The sequence below is a fragment of the Rhodococcus sp. SBT000017 genome, from assembly GCF_003688915.1.
Classification (GTDB): Bacteria; Actinomycetota; Actinomycetes; order Mycobacteriales; family Mycobacteriaceae; genus Rhodococcoides.
Map to the genome: position 1 here is coordinate 1,381,747 of NZ_REFU01000001.1, position 18,174 is coordinate 1,399,920.

The following is an 18,174-nucleotide window of genomic DNA, read 5'->3' on the forward strand; positions in this document are numbered from 1 at the left end:
GCCCCCGACTCGATCTTCGAGTCGGGGGCCTTCTGCGGTATCAACGCTGTCACACGTGCAAGTGGAGCCTGCAGGCTCTACTTCTTCGCTGCGCGCTTCGCGGGTGCCTTCTTGGCCGGAGCCTTCTTGGCCGGAGCCTTCTTTGCAACGGTCTTCTTGGCCGCTGTCTTGGCCGGAGCCTTCTTGGCGGGAGCAGCAGTCGTTGCAGCCTTGCGCGCAGTCGTCTTGGCCGGAGCCTTCTTCGCAACGGTCTTGCGCGCGGTGGTCTTCGCGGGAGCTGCCTTCTTGGCGGCGGCCTTTGCGGGAGCCGCTGCCTTACGAGCCGTGGTCTTGGCCGGTGCTGCCTTCTTGGCGGCAGCGGTGGTTGCCTTGCGGGCGGTCGTCTTCACGGCCGCCTTCTTCGCAGCCGTCTTCTTCGCAGCCGCAGTCTTCTTGGCCGGAGCCACAGCCGCACCGCGCTTGACGGCAGGACCGGTGGCGGGCAACTTCTGTCCACCCGCGATGACGGCCTTGAACTGCGCACCCGGACGGAACGCCGGGACGTTGGTCGGCTTCACGCGAACGGTCTCACCGGTGCGGGGGTTACGGGCAACTCGCGCTGCGCGACGACGCTGCTCGAACACGCCGAAGCCCGTGATCGTGACACTCTCGCCGCGGTGTACTGCACGCACGATGGTGTCGACGATGTTCTCGACAGCCTCTGTGGCGCTCCGCCTATCAGACCCCAACTTCTCGGTCAGGGCGTCAATCAGCTCTGCCTTGTTCATGGATTTCCTCCGCTATATGGTGGCCCATCGTCGGACCGACTACTACAACGGTAAACCCCAAGTCGTCAAGAGTCTATGCGCCACGCCAATTTTCATTCTGGTGTCGCGGAATGATTCACGGCCGCAAAGCGTGTCGGACCGCTGCCCGGTCAGCTTTCGGTGGGTGTCTCGATCCGCGCCGGAAGGGTCAGGGGTTTGTATGACGGCCTTGACTTTTCGTACTCCGTAATGGCCTCTACCTGGCGTAATGTCAATCCGATGTCGTCCAGACCCTCCAGCAGACGCCACCGCGTGTAGTCGTCAATCGCGAAGCGCACCACCAACGTTCCAGCCGTTACGGTCTTGTCGACGAGGTCGACAATTATTTCCAGACCGGGCTGTTCTTCTAAGGCTTTCCACAGCAATTCGACGTCCGACTGGTCCACTTCGGCGGCCAGCAGCCCGGCTTTGCCCGAGTTTCCGCGAAAGATATCGGCGAAGCGGGAGGCGATCACAACCCGAAATCCGAAGTCCGAGAGCGCCCAGACGGCATGCTCGCGTGACGATCCCGTGCCGAAATCGGGCCCAGCAACGAGCACCGAACCTCGGTTGTAGGGCTCGAGGTTCAAGACGAAGTTCGGGTCCGAGCGCCAGGCGGCGAACAACCCGTCCTCGAATCCGGTCCGGGTGACGCGCTTGAGGTAGACCGCGGGGATTATCTGGTCGGTATCGACGTTGGACCGTCGTAGCGGAACTCCGATACCGGTGTGTCGAGTAAAAGCTTCCATCGAATGTGCTCCTATGAGTTCGATCGATCCGAGCGAAGACGCTTTCAGGCGAGATCCGCCGGAGAGGACAGGGTTCCGCGGATTGCGGTGGCCGCCGCAACCAACGGTGACACGAGATGGGTGCGACCGCCCTTGCCCTGCCTACCCTCGAAATTCCGGTTGGACGTCGACGCCGATCGCTCACCCGACGCCAGTTGGTCCGGATTCATTCCCAGGCACATCGAGCAACCGGCCTGACGCCACTCCGCTCCTGCGGCCGTGAATATCTCGCCCAGACCTTCCTCTTCGGCCTGCGCTCGCACCCGCATGGAACCGGGTACCACCAGCATTCGCACTCCGTCAGCAACCCGGTGCCCTTCGAGAACGGACGCAACGGCCCGCAGATCCTCGATTCGACCGTTGGTGCACGAACCCACGAACACGGTGTCGACGGCGATCTCGCGGATGGGTGTGCCCGCTTCCAGACCCATGTACTGCAAAGCCTTCTGGGCTGCCACCCGCTCGCTCTCGTCGACCATCGCCTCCGGATCGGGCACCGTATCGCCAAGTGGCGCACCCTGACCCGGATTCGTTCCCCACGTGACGAACGGCGTCAACGTGTCGGCGTCGATGTGGACCTCGTTGTCGAACACCGCATCCGGATCGGTCGCCAGTTCGTTCCACGCCGCGACCGCCGCGTCCCAGTCGGCTCCCTGAGGAGCGTGCGGGCGCCCCTTCAGGTACTCGTAGGTGATCTCGTCGGGTGCGATCATGCCTGCCCGCGCTCCGGCTTCGATCGACATGTTGCAGATGGTCATTCGCGCTTCCATCGACAGCTTGCGAATGGCCTCACCGCGGTACTCGAGGACGTAGCCCTGACCGCCGCCGGTGCCGATCTGTGCGATGACAGCAAGGATGAGGTCCTTGCTCGTCACACCGGGGGCCAGCTCACCGTCGACGGTGATCGCCATCGTCTTGAAAGGACGCAGCGACAAGGTCTGCGTGGCCATGACGTGCTCGACCTCGCTGGTACCGATGCCCATCGCGATCGAGCCGAAGGCACCGTGCGTCGAGGTGTGACTGTCTCCGCACACCACGGTCATGCCGGGCTGGGTGAGCCCCAACTGTGGGCCGATGATGTGCACGATGCCCTGATCGAGATCGCCCATCGGGTAGAGCCGAACACCGAATTCCTCACAGTTGCGTCGCAGGGTGTCGACCTGTGTGCGCGAGACCAGATCGGCGATGGGCGCGAAGATGTCGGCTGTCGGGACGTTGTGGTCCTCGGTCGCGATCGTCAGATCGGGACGCCGGAGTCCACGGCCGGCCAACCGGAGTCCGTCGAACGCCTGCGGGCTCGTCACCTCGTGCACCAGATGGAGGTCGATGTAGATCAGATCCGGCTCACGCGCTCCGCCTTCTCCGCCGCCTCGGACCACTACGTGCTGGTCCCATACCTTCTCCGCCAAAGTCTTCGGTGTTTCGGACATCGCTGTCGCGGACCTCGTCTTCCCTGTCGTCGTCGCGCCGGTGGACGGGCTGGTCCACCTCGCGTGATCGTCTCGACATCATGCCCCTGGCGCGCACCGAAGATCTCGTAGTTGTGCAATCTCAGCATGCGGGAGTCTAATATCGTTCTATGAGACAGCATAGCCCCAACGGCCTCGTCGACAAATCGAGCGGTATCGGTGTCCTCGACAAGGCGATGACGGTGCTGCACGCGGTGGCCGAGAAGCCCTGCAATCTCAATGATCTGTGCGCTCGAACGAGCCTGCCCCGGGCCACGGCCCACCGCCTCGCGGTCGGCCTGGAGATCCACCGACTTCTGGTACGAGATGCCGACGGTCTGTGGCGGACCGGGCCGGGACTGGGAGAGCTTGCGGCGAGCGCATCGGATGCCCTGCTCGATGCTGCCGCCTCGGTACTTCCACGGCTGCGCGAAATCACCGGTGAGAGTGTGCAGATCTATCGGCGCGAAGGGACGGTGCGGGTGTGTGTGGCATCCATGGAGCCGCCGACCGGACTTCGAGACACCGTGCTCGTCGGCGCACGTCTGCCGATGACAGCAGGATCGGGTGCCAAAGTCCTTCTTGCATGGGCAGATTCGCAGACTCAACGAACAGTTCTGCCCGATGCAGAATTCAGCGAGCGCATTCTTCTCGAGGTTCGGCGGCGCGGTTGGGCACAGAGTGCGGGCGAGCGTGAACCGGGCGTGGCGAGTGTTGCCGCGCCGGTGCGCGACAGCAACGACACTGTGGTGGCGGCGATCTCGGTATCCGGACCGATCGATCGAATCGGACGCAAGCCCGGGGCGCGCTGGGCTGCGGATCTCCTGGCGGCCGCGGACGCTCTGCACAAGCGACTCTGAGGGAAACCCGCAGACCTGTCGGCCCGAGGAAAACGAGCTGATCGAGCTGTGAGAGTGGGGTACCTTCGTCTCGAGCGGCCTACCCGGCCGGTCGTCGACTGCGAGGAGTCACCCATGCCCGAATCCGGCAGTGAAGAACTGAAGAAGAAGTTCCGCGAGGTTCTGGAACAGAAGAACAGCAAGTCCCACAATTCCGTCGAACACAAGGACGGTGGACCGAAGGTCAACAACGCCCACGGTCCGGCCGACCATCAGAAGATGTTCCGCCGCAAAAGCGTCTGAGACGCTCGCAGCGAAACGACAACACCCTCTCGATCCGCGGATCGAGAGGGTGTTGTCTGTTGTAGCCCCGACGGGATTCGAACCCGCGCTACCGCCTTGAGAGGGCGGCGTCCTAGGCCGCTAGACGACGGGGCCAGGAACTTCACCTGCAGTGTTGATCGAGCTTGTAGTGCTGAGCCAGCTTAACTGCCTCGGCCTCGGCGACAAAATCGCCTTCACCTGCTCGCTGGGGTACCAGGACTCGAACCTAGAATGGCGGTACCAGAAACCGCTGTGTTGCCAATTACACCATACCCCAATGGACTTGAATCGAATTGCTCATCACGATCGATGTGCACTGCGTTTCGAGCCGGGATAGAGACTATCAAAGGTGACTACCCATTCTCCAAATCGGCTGCTCAGAGCCACCGAAACCGCGCCGTGGACGGGTCGGGAGTGGCATGAGGCACTGTCTCACGGGGACCCGCGAGCCCCCTCTACGCCTCGTCCGACGAGTGGAGCACACTTGTTCTCCGTGACCGATCGCAGACCCCGCCGAGTCCGATGAAGGTTCTGCTCGTTCCTCAGGGCGAGCAGGCCGTGCTGACGCACCTCGCCGACGACGGCTCGACGCAGAGCGATCCCACAGTGGTCGAGGATCCGGTCGCGGCCGTAGCCGAGCTCGAGCGAAACGAACGGCCGAGGTGGGTGTGGGAAGACACGAGCCGGATCTACCCTCGGTTGCTCGAACGAGGGGTACGCGTACGCCGCTGTCACGATCTCGCACTGGTCGGTGCAATTCTGGCGATGCGGGCCGGCTCCGCGACTGTCCCGTCGGCTCCCGCCGACCTGCGACCGGGTCTGTTCGACGCGAACCCGAACTCCGATCCCGCGGCAGTGCTCACCGAGTATCGGCGTCAGCTTCGGGACATCGGTGACGATCGCGCACTGCACCTGCTGGCAGCGGCCGAGTCGGCCGGAGGCCTGGCCGCAGCGGAGATGACCTTCGACGGGTTGCCCTTCTCTGCCTCCGCGCATCGCCGTCATCTCGACACGATGCTCGGCGCTCGGCCGCTCGACGGATCCCCTCCCCCGGCTCTCGCAGAACTCGAGAACCAGATTTCCTCGGCGTTCGGCCGACGCATCAACCCGGCCTCGCCCGCGGAGCTGGTGGCCGCGTTCGCGCGCGTCGGAATCGAACTGACATCGACTCGCGCGCACGTCATCCGCGACATCGACCACCCGGCAGTTCCGCTGCTGTTGCGCCACCGGGATCTCTCGAAGTTGCACGCCGCGAACGGGTGGGCATGGCTCGAAGCGTGGGTTCGCGACGATCGTTTCCGTCCGGTCTATGTTCCCGGCGCTGTGGTGTCGGGCCGGTGGGCCAGTCGCGGCGGAGGCGGCCTTCAAATTCCGAAACCCCTGCGCGCCAGCGTGATCGCCGATCCCGGCTACACCTTCGTGTCCGCCGACGCCGGTCAGCTCGAACCACGCATCCTTGCTGCGATGTCCGGCGATCCCCGTATGGTCGCCGCTGCAGGCACCGCAGATCTGTACGCACCGGTGGCGGCAGAATCGTTCGGCGGCGATCGCAGTCACGCCAAGGTCGCCGTTCTCGGGGTGCTGTACGGCGCGACCTCGGGTGAGGCGCGCGCTCTGCTGACGCGACTACGGGCCTCGTTTCCCGGTGCCGTCGCACTGGTGGAGGAGGCCGCCCGCGCCGGTGAACGGGGCGAGGTCGTTCGTTCGTGGCTGGGACGGGCCTGCCCACCGCCCTCGGCGCAGTGGTGGTCTACCGGTGACGCACACGCGCGGGGCCGGTTCACTCGCAATTTCGTCGTGCAGGCCACCGCCGCCGAGTGGGCGCTGTGCTTGCTGGCCGATCTCCGTGGTCGGTTGGCCGGGAGCGGAGCCCGCAGGAGCGACCAGAATTCCGAGACCGGCAGCGAGTTGGTGTTCTTTCAGCACGACGAAGTGGTGGTGCATTGTCCCGCCGCCGATTCCGATCGTGCCGCCGAAGCGATTGCAGCATCGGCATTGTCGGCAACTCGACTGATGTTCGGCGACACGGCCGTCCGGTTTCCGATGGAGACGAGAATCGACCGCTTCTACGGCGCTTCGGCTGCCGGTTCGGAGCCGGATTCGGACTGACTTCGCGGCGGGTCCACGAACGTCACGTCGATGTCCTCGAAGGGCTTGCTGCGTTGCGCTTCTGCCTGCCCGGTGTAGGTGAGCTTGTCGCCCTCGGTCAGTTCCACGTCGTCGGTGAACGGGGCCAGCAACGCTCGCGGAAAGAGCCGATCGACGCGAACCACGTTGATCTCGATGCACATCACGATCGACACCGACGTCACGTACAGAAACGCCAGCAGTCCCAGTACGACGGCGAACACACCGTTGGTGACGGTCGCGTTGCTGACGACGTACTTGACGTAGCCACTGCCGAAGGTCTGCAGCAGCTGCCAGATCAGCCCGGCGACGACGGCTCCGGGAAGAACCTCGGGGATCGATACCGGTCTCGCCGTGGCGAGCCGGAACGCCACGACGAACACGCCGACGTAGAAGGATGTGCCGACCACGAACACCACGAGCCCGGATTCCGGACCGAAATATCCTGCGGCACTGAGCACATTGAGTGCCGTGATGGCCAGGACGGCCAGACCGACCGTGCTCAACAGGCCCAGTCCGCGCACCCGGGCCCGAATGGGATCGGGCCGTAGGTTCTTCGGCACCGTCCACGCAGTGTTCATCGCGTTCTGCAGCGCCACGGCCACCCCCAGTCCGCCGTACAGGGAGCCGAGAACGCCCACCACGAGACCGACGGTGCCGCCACCGATGCGTTCGGGCCGGCCCAGTTCGTCGCCGATCACCGGAATCTGACCGAGCGCCGAGTTGAGGATCTGTTGCTGCAGTTCCGGACTACCGGCCAACACGATGCCCAGAACCGTCGAGAACAGCAACAGTGCAGGAAACAGCGAGACGAAGGCGTAGTAGGTGATCAGGGCGGCGAGGTAGCCGCCCTGATCGTCGACGAACTTGTACACCACCGCAATGGGAAACCCGAGAACCGGCCGCCTGCGCTGGAGTCGATCCAGTCGATCGGAGACACTCATTCGAGGCTGTCCCCGAGGACCGGGGTGCGCCGGCGACCGTGCGCCGTCACGCCACCTGGGCGCGCGCTGCAGCCAGGCGCGCCAAGGTCTTCTCGCGCCCGAGCAGTTCCATGGACTCGTACAGCGGCGGGCTGATGTGCGACCCCGTCACTCCCACCCGAATCGGGGCGAAAGCCTTGCGTGGCTTTAGCTCGAGCTTCTCGATCAACGCGTCCTTGAGAGTCGCCTCCAGGTCGGCCGTCGTCCAGGTCTGCAACGCCGTCAATGCCTCGATCGTGGCGTCGAGAACGGGTGCGGCATCGGCGCCGAGGTTCTTCGCCGCGGCTGCAGGGTCGATCTCGAAGCCCGCCTCGTCGACGAACAGGAACTTCAGCAATCCCCAGGCGTCCGACAGGACGACGATGCGGGTCTGCACCAGATCGGCCGCGACGGCGAAGGTCTTCTCGTCGACGGGCTCGGTGAGATGGCCCTGTGCGACGAGGTATTCGCGCAGTCGCGCCGCGAAATCGTCTGCCGCCAGCATCCTGATGTGCTCGGCGTTGATCGCGTCTGCCTTCTTCTGATCGAAGCGTGCCGGATTGGAATTGACCGACGAGATCTCGAACGCCGCCACCATCTCGTCGAGCGAGAAGACGTCGTGATCGTCCGAGATGCCCCACCCGAGAAGAGCGAGGTAGTTCAGCAGGCCTTCCGGCACGAACCCACGATCACGGTGGATGAACAGATTCGATTCGGGGTCACGCTTGGACAGCTTCTTGTTGCCCTGGCCCATGACGAACGGCAGGTGCCCGAACTCGGGGGTGCGTTCGGCGACACCGATCCTGATCAGTGCCTCGTAGAGAGCGAGTTGACGAGGCGTCGACGACAGCAGGTCCTCGCCGCGCAGGACGTGGGTGATCTTCATCAGTGCGTCGTCGACCGGATTGACCAACGTGTACAGGGGAACTCCGTTGCCGCGGGTCAGGGCGAAATCCGGTACGGTCCCCGCCTTGAACGTGGTCTCCCCGCGCACCAGGTCGTTCCACGTCAGATCGTGATCGGGCATCCGCAGTCGCACGACGGCCCCGCGCCCCTCGTCCCGAAAGCCCTGTCGCTGCTCGGGCGTCAGGTCGCGGTCGAAGTTGTCGTAGCCGAGTTTGGGGTCGCGCCCGGCTGCCTTGTGACGGGCTTCCACTTCCTCGGGCGTGGAGAAGGACTCGTACGCCTCGCCGGCGTCGAGCAACTGCTGCACGACGGCGATGTGCTGGTCGCGGCGCAACGACTGACGGTAGGGCTCGTACGGGCCACCCACTTCGGGGCCCTCGTCCCATTCGAGGCCGAGCCAGCGCAACGCGTCGAGCAGGGCGGCGTAGGACTCTTCGGAGTCGCGTGCGGCGTCGGTGTCCTCGATACGAAAGACGAAGGTGCCGCCGTGATGCCTGGCGAACGCCCAGTTGAACAATGCGGTTCGGACCAGACCGACGTGCGGGGTACCGGTGGGCGACGGGCAGAACCGAACGCGGACATCTGTTGCTGTGGTCATGCTCGCCCTACTTCTTCGCTGCGACGGGGTTGGTCAGGGTACCGATTCCCTCGACGGTGATCGACACGCTGTCTCCGTCGGTGATGGGTCCGACTCCCTCGGGGGTTCCGGTGAGAATGACGTCTCCGGGGAGCAGCGTCATCACCGCGGACACCCACTCGATGATCTTCGGAATGTCGTGCAGCAGAAGCGAAGTGCGACTCTGCTGTTTGACCACGCCGTCGACCTCGGTCTTGATCTCGAGATCGGTTGGGTCGAGCGAGGTCTCGATCCACGGACCGAGCGGACAGAAGGTGTCGTGCCCCTTGGCGCGAGTCCACTGTCCGTCGCGCTTCTGGTGGTCACGGGCCGAGACGTCGTTGGCGACGGTGTATCCGAGCACCACCTCGTACGCCTTGGCGGCGGGGACGTCCTTGCACGGACGGCCGATGACGATCGCCAGTTCGCCCTCGAAGTGCACCTCGTTGGAGGACGGTGGCAGCACGATGGGCGCACCGGGGCCGACGATGGAGGTGTTCGGCTTGATGAAGATCACGGGGTCCTTCGGTGCCTCACCGCCCATCTCGGCCACGTGCGCGGCGTAGTTCTTACCGATGGCGATGACCTTGCTGGCGAGGATGGGCGCGAGCAGTCGCACATCGGCCAGAGGCCACGACCGACCTGTGAACGTGGGTGTGCCGAAGGGATGTTCGGCGATTTCCTTCGCAGTCTGCGAGTCACCCTCACCTTCGATACTCACGAATGCCACACCATCAGGACTTGCAATTCGACCGAGACGCATGCCGGAAGTCTATCGACCGTCGTTCTCCGCACGTCGACGCCGTCCCATCCGCAGATCTTTCGCCGGTGTAATGTTCACGATTGATCCACATAGCAAGATTGCAAGTCCATATATTGAGACGAAAGGCCGGAATGAGTGCCACGAAGCAGTTGTCCAGCATCGGCGAGACGCGACGGTGGTTCATGCTCGTGCTCGGGATGCTCGCGCAGACTGCGGGTGCCGTCTTCATCAACGGTGCTGCATTTCTCATTCCCGCCCTGCACGACGACCGGGGACTCGGCCTTGCGACTGCAGGATTCGTGGTTGCGATGCCCACCGTGGGCATCATGGCGACCCTCATCGCATGGGGCGTGCTCGTCGACCGCATCGGCGAACGTCTCGTTCTGGTGATCGGTCTCGGGCTCACGGCCGCAGCGAGTCTCGCCGCAGTTGTCAGCAACTCCATCCCGGTGCTCGCCGTCCTGCTGTTGATCGGCGGTATGGCAGCGGCCAGTGCGAACAGCGCGAGCGGACGCGTGGTGGTGGGGTGGTTCCCGCCGCATCGCCGTGGACTGGCCATGGGCATAAGACAGATGTCGGTGCCCCTCGGCGTTGCCCTTGCCGCACTGACCATCCCACCCATCGCCCGTGACCACGGCGTCGGCGCGGCATTGCTCGTACCCGCTGCCGTGTGCGCTGCGAGCGCCCTGCTGTGCCTCGCGGTCGTCGACCCTCCTCGGCCGAATCGTATCGATGCGGCGGCGCAGGGTCTGCTCGACAATCCGTACCGAGGCAGCAGCCAACTGTGGCGCATTCATGCCACGTCCATTCTGTTGGTGGTTCCGCAGTACGTGGTCTGGACATTTGCACTCGTCTGGCTGATGACCGACCGGGGATGGACTGCTGCGGCCGCAGGCGTCCTCGTCACCGTCACCCAGATCCTCGGTGCGCTGGGCCGGATGAGCGTCGGAGCGCTGTCCGATCGTGTCGGTAGCCGCATGCGGCCCTTACGGTGGGTTGCGGCTACTGCCACCGTCAGCATGATGGGGCTCGGCATCGCCGACTGGTTCGACTCCCCCGCCGCCATCGTCCTGCTCGTCGTCGCGTCCGTCGCCACCGTTGCCCCGAACGGTCTTGCGTTCACCGCTGTTGCAGAGATATCAGGACCGTATTGGAGCGGACGCACTCTCGGAGTGCAGAACACGAGTCAGTACGTGTTCGCCTCGGCTGTACCGCCGGTGTTCGGGGCAATCGCGGCGATCAGCTTCCCAGTCGCATTCCTGGTGTCGGCGGTCTTCCCCGCACTCTCGGTGCCGATCGTCCCCGACGATCCGGCTCCCCAGCCCTCGAACGAACCTCCCGACGAGAGTGCAGACCGCGCACGATGACGTGCCGAAGGTGACGTGCCCGCAATACACGACATGCCACGGTGGGCTGTCGGCCCACCGTGGCATGTCGTGGCGTGAGAGTTACAGGCGCGCTGCGATTCTCGCGCCGATGTCCTTGGTCGACGCGGTGGTGGTTCCTCGCTCGGCGAGATCCGCTGCGACAGCGGCCTCCACGCGCGCCGCTCCTGCCGCATCGCCGAGATGATCGAGCAACAACGACACCGACAGGATCGCCGCCGTCGGATCGGCCTTCTGCTGACCTGCGATGTCGGGAGCACTACCGTGCACGGGTTCGAACATGCTCGGATTGGTACCGGCCGCATCGATGTTTCCGCTTGCGGCCAAACCGATTCCACCGGTCACCGCCGCCGACAGGTCCGTCACGATGTCTCCGAACAGATTGTCGGTGACGATCACGTCGAAGCGGCCCGGGTCGGTCACGAGGTGAATCATCGCGGCATCGATGTGCTGGTACGCGACCTCGACGTCCGGGAACTCGGCCGCGACCTCCTCCACCGTGCGAGCCCAGAGGCTGCCGGCGAACGTGAGCACATTGGTCTTGTGCAGCAGCGTCAGATGCTTGCGCCGAGTCAGAGCCCGCTCGAAACCGTTGCGCACCACCCGTTCGACGCCGTAGCGGGTGTTGACACTGACCTCGGTGGCCACCTCGTGCGGTGTGCCGACCCGAAGCGCTCCGCCGTTCCCGGTGTACGGACCCTCGGTGCCCTCGCGCACGACCACGACGTCGATCTGCTTGTCACCGGCCAGCGGGCCGACCACTCCGGGGTACAGCTTGGCCGGGCGCAGATTGATGTGGTGATCGAGCTCGAACCGAGCTCGCAACAGCAGTCCACGCTCGAGCACGCCGCTCGGCACCGACGGATCTCCGATGGCTCCCAACAGAATTGCGTCGTGCTCACGCAATTCCGCCAACACCGAGTCCGGCAGCAGTTCTCCGGTTGCGTTGTAGCGACGCGCACCGAGGTCGTACTCGGTCTTCTCGGCACCGGGTGCAACCACGTCGAGCACGGCAAGCGCCTCGGTGACGACCTCGGGCCCGATTCCGTCCCCGGCGATGACGGCCAGCTTCATCTCACTCCTCGTGATTGTTCGACGTCGTTCGATCGACTGCGAGCGATGCTCAGGACAGGTCGACCAGTTCGATGGTGGACGCGCCGACCGCGGTGGCGATGCTCGCGCTCAGTTCCTCCGGAACGTCCTTGTCGACGCGCAGCAGAATCGTTGCACCGTCCCCCTCGGAGTCCTGGCTCAGCGCGGCGGCCTGGATGTCGATGCCTGCATCGCCGAGCAGGGTGCCGATCCGGCCGAGGCTGCCGGGCTGATCCGCGTAGTTGACGATGAGGTTCTTGCCCTCGGCACGGAGGTCGAAGTTGCGACCGTTGATGTTGACGATCTTCTCGACCTGCGTGGTGCCGGTCAGCGTGCCCGCGACGTTGAGCACCGAACCGTCCCCGTACACGGCGCGGATGTCGACCACACTGCGGTGGTTCTCGCTCTCGGACGCCGTGGTGACCTCGGCGGTGACGCCACGCTCCTCGGCGAGCGACGGAGCGTTGACGAACGTGACCGAGTCCTCGATGACGGCGGAGAACAGTCCACGAAGCGCCGAGAGCTTGAGGATCTCGACGTCCTCGGTGGCGAGTTCGCCGCGTACGTCGACCGACAGCGACGTGGGAAGTTCGGTGGACAGAGCGCCGAGCAGCACACCCTGCTTACGCACGATCTCGAGCCACGGCGACACCTCCTCGCCCACTGCGCCACCCTTGACGTTGACCGCGTCGGGCACGAATTCGCCTGCGAGAGCAAGCAGAACCGACTTGGCGACGTCGGTGCCCGCGCGGTCCTGGGCCTCGGTCGTCGACGCACCGAGGTGCGGGGTGACCACGACCTGGGGCAGCTCGAACAGGGGGCTGTCGGTGCACGGCTCGGAGGCGTAGACGTCGATTCCGGCGGCGAAGACGTGGCCACTGGTGATGGCGTCGGCCAAGGCCTGCTCGTCGACCAGTCCACCGCGAGCGGCGTTGACGACTATGACACCCGGCTTGGTCTTGGCCAGGGCTTCCTTGCCGATTATTCCCTTGGTCTCCGGGGTCTTCGGCAGGTGAACCGAGAACATGTCGGCGCGCTCGAGTAGCTCGTCCAGGCTCACCAGTTCGATGCCGAGTTGGGCGGCACGCGCGGACGAGACGTAGGGGTCGTAAGCGATGATGTGGGTCTCGAATGCAGCGAGACGCTGTGCGAACAGCTGACCGATGCGGCCGAGTCCGACGACGCCGACGGTCTTGCCGAAGATCTCGACACCGTTGAACTTGCTGCGCTTCCACTCGTGCTGACGCAGAGTGGCGTCGGCAGCGGGAATCTGGCGCGCGGCCGACAGCAGCAGCGTCACCGCATGCTCGGCCGCCGTGTGGATGTTGGACGTCGGTGCGTTGACGACGAGGACACCGCGCTCGGTGGCTGCAGGTACGTCGACGTTGTCCAGGCCGACACCGGCGCGGGCGACGATCTTGAGGTTGGTTCCGGCGGCGAGAACCTCTGCGTCGACCGTGGTCGCGGAACGCACCAGGATCGCGTCGGCCTCGGGAACCGCGGCGAGCAGCGCGGGGCGATCCGGGCCGTCGACCCAACGGACCTCGACGCCGTCGCCCAATGCCTCGACGGTGGACGGCGCAAGTTTGTCGGCGATCAGAACGACAGGACGGCCTGGCTGGCTCACGTGAAAAACTCCCTATGTCGGTTCGAGACTGTTGTCGGTGAAAGTTCGGAGCTGGTGCAGCAGAAACAGTTTAGAGGCCGGAGACGTCGAACTGTGACGCCACCTGGTTCACGCACCGAAGGGCACCCCTACGGATGCAGGGGTGCCCTTCGATCAGCATGCGTGAGAACGTGATTCGATGAGAATCAGGCCGTTTCGGTGATCGGGCGATCGACCCAGCTCATCAGGTCGCGCAGCTTCTTGCCGGTGACCTCGATGGGGTGCTCGGCGTTGGCCTTGCGCAGGCCCTCGAGCTCGGTGTTGCCGTTCTCGACGTTGGCGACCAGGCGACGGGTGAACTCACCCGACTGGATGTCGGCCAGGATGGCCTTCATGCGCTCCTTGGTGCCTGCGTCGATCACGCGCGGGCCCGAGAGGTAGCCACCGAACTCCGCGGTGTCGGACACCGAGTAGTTCATCCGAGCGATGCCGCCCTCGTACATGAGGTCGACGATCAGCTTGAGCTCGTGCAGCACCTCGAAGTACGCCATCTCGGGCGCGTATCCGGCCTCGACCATGACCTCGAAGCCCGTCTTGACGAGCTCCTCGGTGCCGCCGCACAGCACGGCCTGCTCGCCGAAGAGGTCGGTCTCGGTCTCTTCCTTGAACGTGGTCTTGATGACGCCTGCACGCGTTCCACCGATGCCCTTGGCCCAGGACAGGGCCAGTGCCTGGCCTTCGCCCTTGGGGTCCTGGTCGATGGCGATGAGCGCGGGAACACCCTTGCCGTCGACGAACTGGCGACGCACGAGGTGGCCGGGGCCCTTGGGTGCGACCATGCCGACGGTGACGAACTCCGGAGCCTTGATCAGGTCGAAGTGGATGTTGAGTCCGTGGCCGAAGAACAGCGCGTCGCCGTCCTTCAGGTTGGGCTCGATCTCCTCGGAGAAGATCTTGGCCTGCGCGGTGTCCGGTGCGAGCACCATGATCACGTCGGCCCATTCGGACACCTCGGCGGGAGTGCCGACCTTCAGGCCCTGCTCCTCCGCCTTGGCGCGGGACTTCGAGCCCGCTGCCAGGCCGATGCGCACATCGACACCGGAATCGCGCAGGCTCAGCGAGTGCGCGTGGCCCTGGCTTCCGTAACCGATCACAGCGACCTTGCGGCCCTGGATGATCGACAGATCAGCATCGTCGTCGTAGAACATCTCGACTGCCACTGTTTGTAACCTTTCCTCTTCGATTTCGCTGAAAATCACGTCCGTCGCTCAGCGCGACGCTGTGATCGATTTCGGTCCACGTCCGACGGCAACGACTCCCGACTGAACTATTTCTCGAATTCCATAGGGGTCCAACATCTTCAACAACGCATCGAGCTTCGAGCGGGTTCCCGTCGCCTCGACCGTCACGGCCTCGGGGGACACGTCGATCACCTTGGCGCGGAACAGGTTCACCGTTTCGATGACCTCACTGCGCACACTGGCGTCGGCGCGGACCTTGATCAGCACCAACTCGCGAGCCACCGAGGAGTCGTCGTCCTGCTCGACGATCTTGATGACGTTGATGAGCTTGTTGAGCTGCTTGGTCACCTGCTCGAGCGGGAATTCGTCGACGGTCACCACGATGGTCATCCGCGAGATCTCGGGAATCTCGGTGCCGCCGACGGCAAGCGAGGAGATGTTGAATCCACGGCGCGAGAACAGCGCGGCGACGCGGGCCAGCACACCTGGCTTGTCCTCGACGAGGACGCTGAGGGTATGGCTCGTGCTCACTTGTCGGTGCCTTTCACGTCGTCGATCTGCGGGTGCGGGGCCTGCTCGCGCTCCATGGCCTCGTCGAGGCCTGGCTCGCTGCCCACGGTCTCGTCCTCGTCGAACAGCGGACGAATTCCGCGGGCGGCCATGATCTCGTCGTTGCCGGTTCCGGCAGCGACCATCGGCCACACCTGTGCATCGGCTCCGACGATGAAGTCGATGACGACCGGACGATCGTTGATCGCTCGCGCCTGAGCGATCACTGCATCGACGTCCTCTTCGCGCTCGCATCGCAGCCCGACGCAACCCAGCGCCTCGGCGAGTTTGACGAAGTCGGGGATGCGGACGGCCCCGTGCGTACCGAGATTGGTGTTGGAGTAGCGCTCCTCGTAGAACAGGGTCTGCCACTGGCGGACCATGCCGAGGTTGCCGTTGTTGATGAGCGCGACCTTGATCGGGATGCCCTCGACCGCACAGGTCGCGAGTTCCTGGTTGGTCATCTGGAAGCATCCGTCGCCGTCGATGGCCCACACCTCGGCGTCGGGCAGGCCCCTCTTGGCACCCATTGCGGCCGGGACCGCGTACCCCATCGTGCCGAGGCCACCCGAGTTGAGCCACGTACGCGGCTTCTCGTAGTTGATGAACTGCGCGGCCCACATCTGGTGCTGACCGACGCCTGCGCAGTAGATCGCGTCGGGGCCGGCGAACTTGCCGACCGAGCTGATGACGAACTCCGGTGACATCGATCCGTCGGCCGGGCGGTCGTAGCTCAGCGGGTAGGTCTTGCGGATGCCGTTCAGGTACACCCACCACTGTTCGAGATCGAGCGTGGTTCCGGTCGCCCGGTCCGCCCGCAGCGCCTCGATGAGCTCGGTGATGACCTCACGGCAGTCGCCGACGATCGGCACGTCCGCGTAGCGGTTCTTGCCGATCTCGGCCGGATCGATGTCGGCGTGGATGACCTTGGCACTCGGAGCGAACGACGCGAGCTGGCCGGTGACTCGGTCGTCGAACCGGGCACCGAGCGTGATCAGCAGATCGCTCCGCTGCAAAGCGGCCACCGCGGCGACGGTGCCGTGCATGCCCGGCATTCCGAGGTTCTGATTGTGCGAGTCGGGGAACGCGCCGCGGGCCATCAGAGTGGTCACGACAGGGATTCCGGTCAGTTCGGCGAGCTCGAGCAGTTCTGCCGAGGCGTTGGCCTTGATGACGCCGCCGCCGACGTACAGCACCGGCTGCTTGGCGTCGGCGATGTAGCGGGCTGCCTCGCGGACCTGCTTGCCGTGCGGCTTGGTGACCGGACGGTAGCCGGGCAGACGCATCTCCGGCGGCCACGAGAACGTGGTCTGCGCCTGCAGGACGTCCTTGGGGATGTCGACGAGCACGGCACCGGGACGGCCCGAGGACGCGATGTAGAACGCCTCGGCCATGATGCGCGGGATGTCGGCACCGTCGGTGATGAGGAAGTTGTGCTTGGTGACCGGCATCGTGATTCCCGAGATGTCGGCTTCCTGGAAGCCGTCGGTCCCGATGAGACTGCGGGCGACCTGACCGGTGATCGCGACGACGGGAACCGAATCCATCTGAGCGTCGGCGAGTGGGGTCACGAGGTTGGTCGCGCCGGGACCGGACGTTGCCATGCAGACGCCGACCTTGCCGGTCGCCTGGGCGTAGCCGGTCGCGGCGTGGCCGGCACCCTGCTCGTGGCGCACCAGAATGTGGCGCACCTTCACGGAGTCGAAGAGCGGGTCGTAGACCGGGAGAACCGCGCCTCCGGGAATGCCGAATACGGTGTCGACGTCGAGTTCTTCGAGGGCCCGAACGACCGACTGTGCGCCGGTGACCTTCTCCGGCGCGACGTGGCGTCGCGATCCGTTGGTCGCCGCTTCTGCGGACGGGCTGGTCGACGGGCTGGACGCTGTCCCCGACTTACGGGTCGTGGGCCCTGGGCGTGCGGTTGGTGCGCTCACTGATTGCTTCCTCAGGAATGTGAAATTGCTGGGCGATCTCTGGGCAAGAAAAAACCCCCGTCAGCGTGAGCTGTACGAGGGTGGCGCGTCGATGCGAGTTTGAACAACCGGCTCAGGCGTTGACGCGCCGGCCGATTACGAGTATCCAATTCCGCTTCACGCGCTCGACGGTAGGCGCGCGCACAGGGAAGAGTCAAACTCGTCACGACGCAATCCCATTATGTGAGATCGCGTAGATGCAATGCGAAGATGAATGGGTGTCGTCTTCGCAGCAGTCCGAACCACCTCGGCCATCATCCCACACCGCACCCGAGTCACCGAACGGTGCCGAGGGACCGCAACCGTCGAGAACGCAGGTCATCCGAGTCCCGCGCCTCGCGCTCCTCGGCGTGGGACTGCTGCTGTTCGGCACGGGACTGACCGCCGCCAGCTGGCCCGTGGCCATGGGATGGTTGCTGATCCTGCCGATCGTCGCGGGCATCTGGGTGTTTCGAGTGCGCACGGTCATCTCCCCAGAGGCGATCACGGCTCGACGGTTCGTTGGTTCGGATGTGATCGCGTGGGAATCGGTGGCGGGTCTGCACTTCCCTGATCGCCGCTGGGCGCGGGTGGTTCTGACCGACAAGAGCGAGAAGTCGTTGCCGCTCGTGCGTTTCGATCTCCTCCCCCAACTCGCCGCGGCCAGCGGCGGCCGCATCACCGACCCCTACGCCGCGGCCGCCGCTGCGGCCGAGGATCGAGACCGTGCGGAGGCCGAGAACGCCGAGGACGACGGCGAGCAGGCACCGAAGGAGCAGTAGTCGGCGGCG

Annotated in this window: 16 protein-coding genes and 2 tRNA genes; 5 read left to right on the forward strand and 13 right to left on the reverse strand. The window is 64.9% G+C overall.

All coding sequences use genetic code 11. The annotated features are described in order from the left end of the window. Positions 1 to 77 precede the first annotated feature (77 nt). The 3 genes from AYK61_RS06175 to leuC all read right to left on the reverse strand — a co-directional run bounded on the left by AYK61_RS06175 (position 78) and on the right by leuC (position 3,003). The gene (locus AYK61_RS06175) at positions 78 to 767 is read right to left on the reverse strand and encodes an HU family DNA-binding protein (protein WP_121870180.1); all 690 of its coding nucleotides are present in this window, start codon (positions 765 to 767) and stop codon (positions 78 to 80) included. A gap of 149 nt (positions 768 to 916) precedes the next feature. After that, the gene (gene leuD, locus AYK61_RS06180; protein ID WP_121870181.1) at positions 917 to 1,534 is read right to left on the reverse strand and encodes a 3-isopropylmalate dehydratase small subunit; all 618 of its coding nucleotides are present in this window, start codon (positions 1,532 to 1,534) and stop codon (positions 917 to 919) included. Between the two features lie 44 nt (positions 1,535 to 1,578). Then, positions 1,579 to 3,003: a 3-isopropylmalate dehydratase large subunit gene (leuC, locus tag AYK61_RS06185; protein ID WP_121870182.1), complete on the reverse strand. Its 1,425-nt coding sequence runs from the start codon at positions 3,001 to 3,003 to the stop codon at positions 1,579 to 1,581. A gap of 149 nt (positions 3,004 to 3,152) precedes the next feature. On the opposite strand from leuC, the gene AYK61_RS06190 reads away from it, so the two are divergent. Both AYK61_RS06190 and AYK61_RS27235 read left to right on the forward strand, forming a co-directional pair. Further along, a complete protein-coding gene (locus tag AYK61_RS06190) occupies positions 3,153 to 3,881 on the forward strand; it encodes an IclR family transcriptional regulator (protein ID WP_121870183.1) in 729 nt (242 codons plus the stop codon). A 114-nt stretch (positions 3,882 to 3,995) separates the two neighbouring features. Further along, entirely contained in the window at positions 3,996 to 4,163 is a 168-nt protein-coding gene (locus AYK61_RS27235; protein WP_170946045.1) for a DUF5302 domain-containing protein, read from the forward strand. A gap of 62 nt (positions 4,164 to 4,225) precedes the next feature. Here AYK61_RS27235 and AYK61_RS06195 read toward each other — a convergent pair. Then, positions 4,226 to 4,298 (reverse strand) — tRNA-Glu (locus tag AYK61_RS06195). Between the two features lie 91 nt (positions 4,299 to 4,389). Next, positions 4,390 to 4,461, reverse strand: a tRNA-Gln gene (locus AYK61_RS06200). Between the two features lie 245 nt (positions 4,462 to 4,706). On the opposite strand from AYK61_RS06200, the gene AYK61_RS06205 reads away from it, so the two are divergent. Then, positions 4,707 to 6,293 (forward strand): bifunctional 3'-5' exonuclease/DNA polymerase, encoded by a 1,587-nt coding sequence (locus AYK61_RS06205; RefSeq protein ID WP_121870184.1) that lies wholly within the window; start codon positions 4,707 to 4,709, stop codon positions 6,291 to 6,293. On the opposite strand, the gene AYK61_RS06210 is transcribed toward AYK61_RS06205, so the two are convergent. From AYK61_RS06210 to AYK61_RS06220, 3 genes are read right to left on the reverse strand one after another with little or no spacing between them, the layout of a single operon-like run. Further along, on the reverse strand, positions 6,251 to 7,255 hold the full coding sequence (locus AYK61_RS06210) for a YihY/virulence factor BrkB family protein (RefSeq protein WP_121870185.1): 1,005 nt from the start codon (positions 7,253 to 7,255) through the stop codon (positions 6,251 to 6,253). The two genes, AYK61_RS06205 and AYK61_RS06210, sit on opposite strands and share 43 nt — an antisense overlap. Positions 7,256 to 7,301: 46 nt before the next feature. After that, complete coding sequence (gltX, locus tag AYK61_RS06215) at positions 7,302 to 8,777, reverse strand: glutamate--tRNA ligase (RefSeq protein ID WP_121870186.1); 1,476 nt, start codon at positions 8,775 to 8,777, stop codon at positions 7,302 to 7,304. A 7-nt stretch (positions 8,778 to 8,784) separates the two neighbouring features. Then, complete coding sequence (locus AYK61_RS06220) at positions 8,785 to 9,558, reverse strand: fumarylacetoacetate hydrolase family protein (RefSeq protein WP_121870187.1); 774 nt, start codon at positions 9,556 to 9,558, stop codon at positions 8,785 to 8,787. A 131-nt stretch (positions 9,559 to 9,689) separates the two neighbouring features. Here AYK61_RS06220 and AYK61_RS06225 point away from each other — a divergent pair, with 131 nt between their 5' ends. Next, a complete protein-coding gene (locus AYK61_RS06225) occupies positions 9,690 to 10,925 on the forward strand; it encodes an MFS transporter (RefSeq protein ID WP_121870188.1) in 1,236 nt (411 codons plus the stop codon). Positions 10,926 to 11,006: 81 nt separating this feature from the next. Here the strand turns inward: AYK61_RS06225 and AYK61_RS06230 are convergent, their stop codons facing one another. The 5 genes from AYK61_RS06230 to AYK61_RS06250 form a co-directional block, all read right to left on the reverse strand. Then, complete coding sequence (locus AYK61_RS06230) at positions 11,007 to 12,017, reverse strand: 3-isopropylmalate dehydrogenase (RefSeq protein ID WP_121870189.1); 1,011 nt, start codon at positions 12,015 to 12,017, stop codon at positions 11,007 to 11,009. Positions 12,018 to 12,066: 49 nt separating this feature from the next. Continuing rightward, complete coding sequence (serA, locus tag AYK61_RS06235) at positions 12,067 to 13,662, reverse strand: phosphoglycerate dehydrogenase (protein ID WP_121870190.1); 1,596 nt, start codon at positions 13,660 to 13,662, stop codon at positions 12,067 to 12,069. Between the two features lie 185 nt (positions 13,663 to 13,847). Beyond that, positions 13,848 to 14,849, reverse strand: coding sequence for a ketol-acid reductoisomerase (gene ilvC, locus AYK61_RS06240; RefSeq protein WP_170944858.1), 1,002 nt, complete (start codon positions 14,847 to 14,849; stop codon positions 13,848 to 13,850). Between the two features lie 60 nt (positions 14,850 to 14,909). Next, on the reverse strand, positions 14,910 to 15,413 hold the full coding sequence (gene ilvN, locus AYK61_RS06245) for an acetolactate synthase small subunit (protein ID WP_032397758.1): 504 nt from the start codon (positions 15,411 to 15,413) through the stop codon (positions 14,910 to 14,912). Further along, positions 15,410 to 17,365 (reverse strand): acetolactate synthase large subunit, encoded by a 1,956-nt coding sequence (locus tag AYK61_RS06250; RefSeq protein ID WP_121870191.1) that lies wholly within the window; start codon positions 17,363 to 17,365, stop codon positions 15,410 to 15,412. Before AYK61_RS06250 ends, ilvN begins: the two co-directional genes overlap by 4 nt. A gap of 257 nt (positions 17,366 to 17,622) precedes the next feature. On the opposite strand from AYK61_RS06250, the gene AYK61_RS06255 reads away from it, so the two are divergent. Beyond that, positions 17,623 to 18,165, forward strand: a complete 543-nt coding sequence (locus AYK61_RS06255; RefSeq protein ID WP_183130183.1) for a PH domain-containing protein — start codon at positions 17,623 to 17,625, stop codon at positions 18,163 to 18,165. Positions 18,166 to 18,174 lie beyond the last annotated feature (9 nt).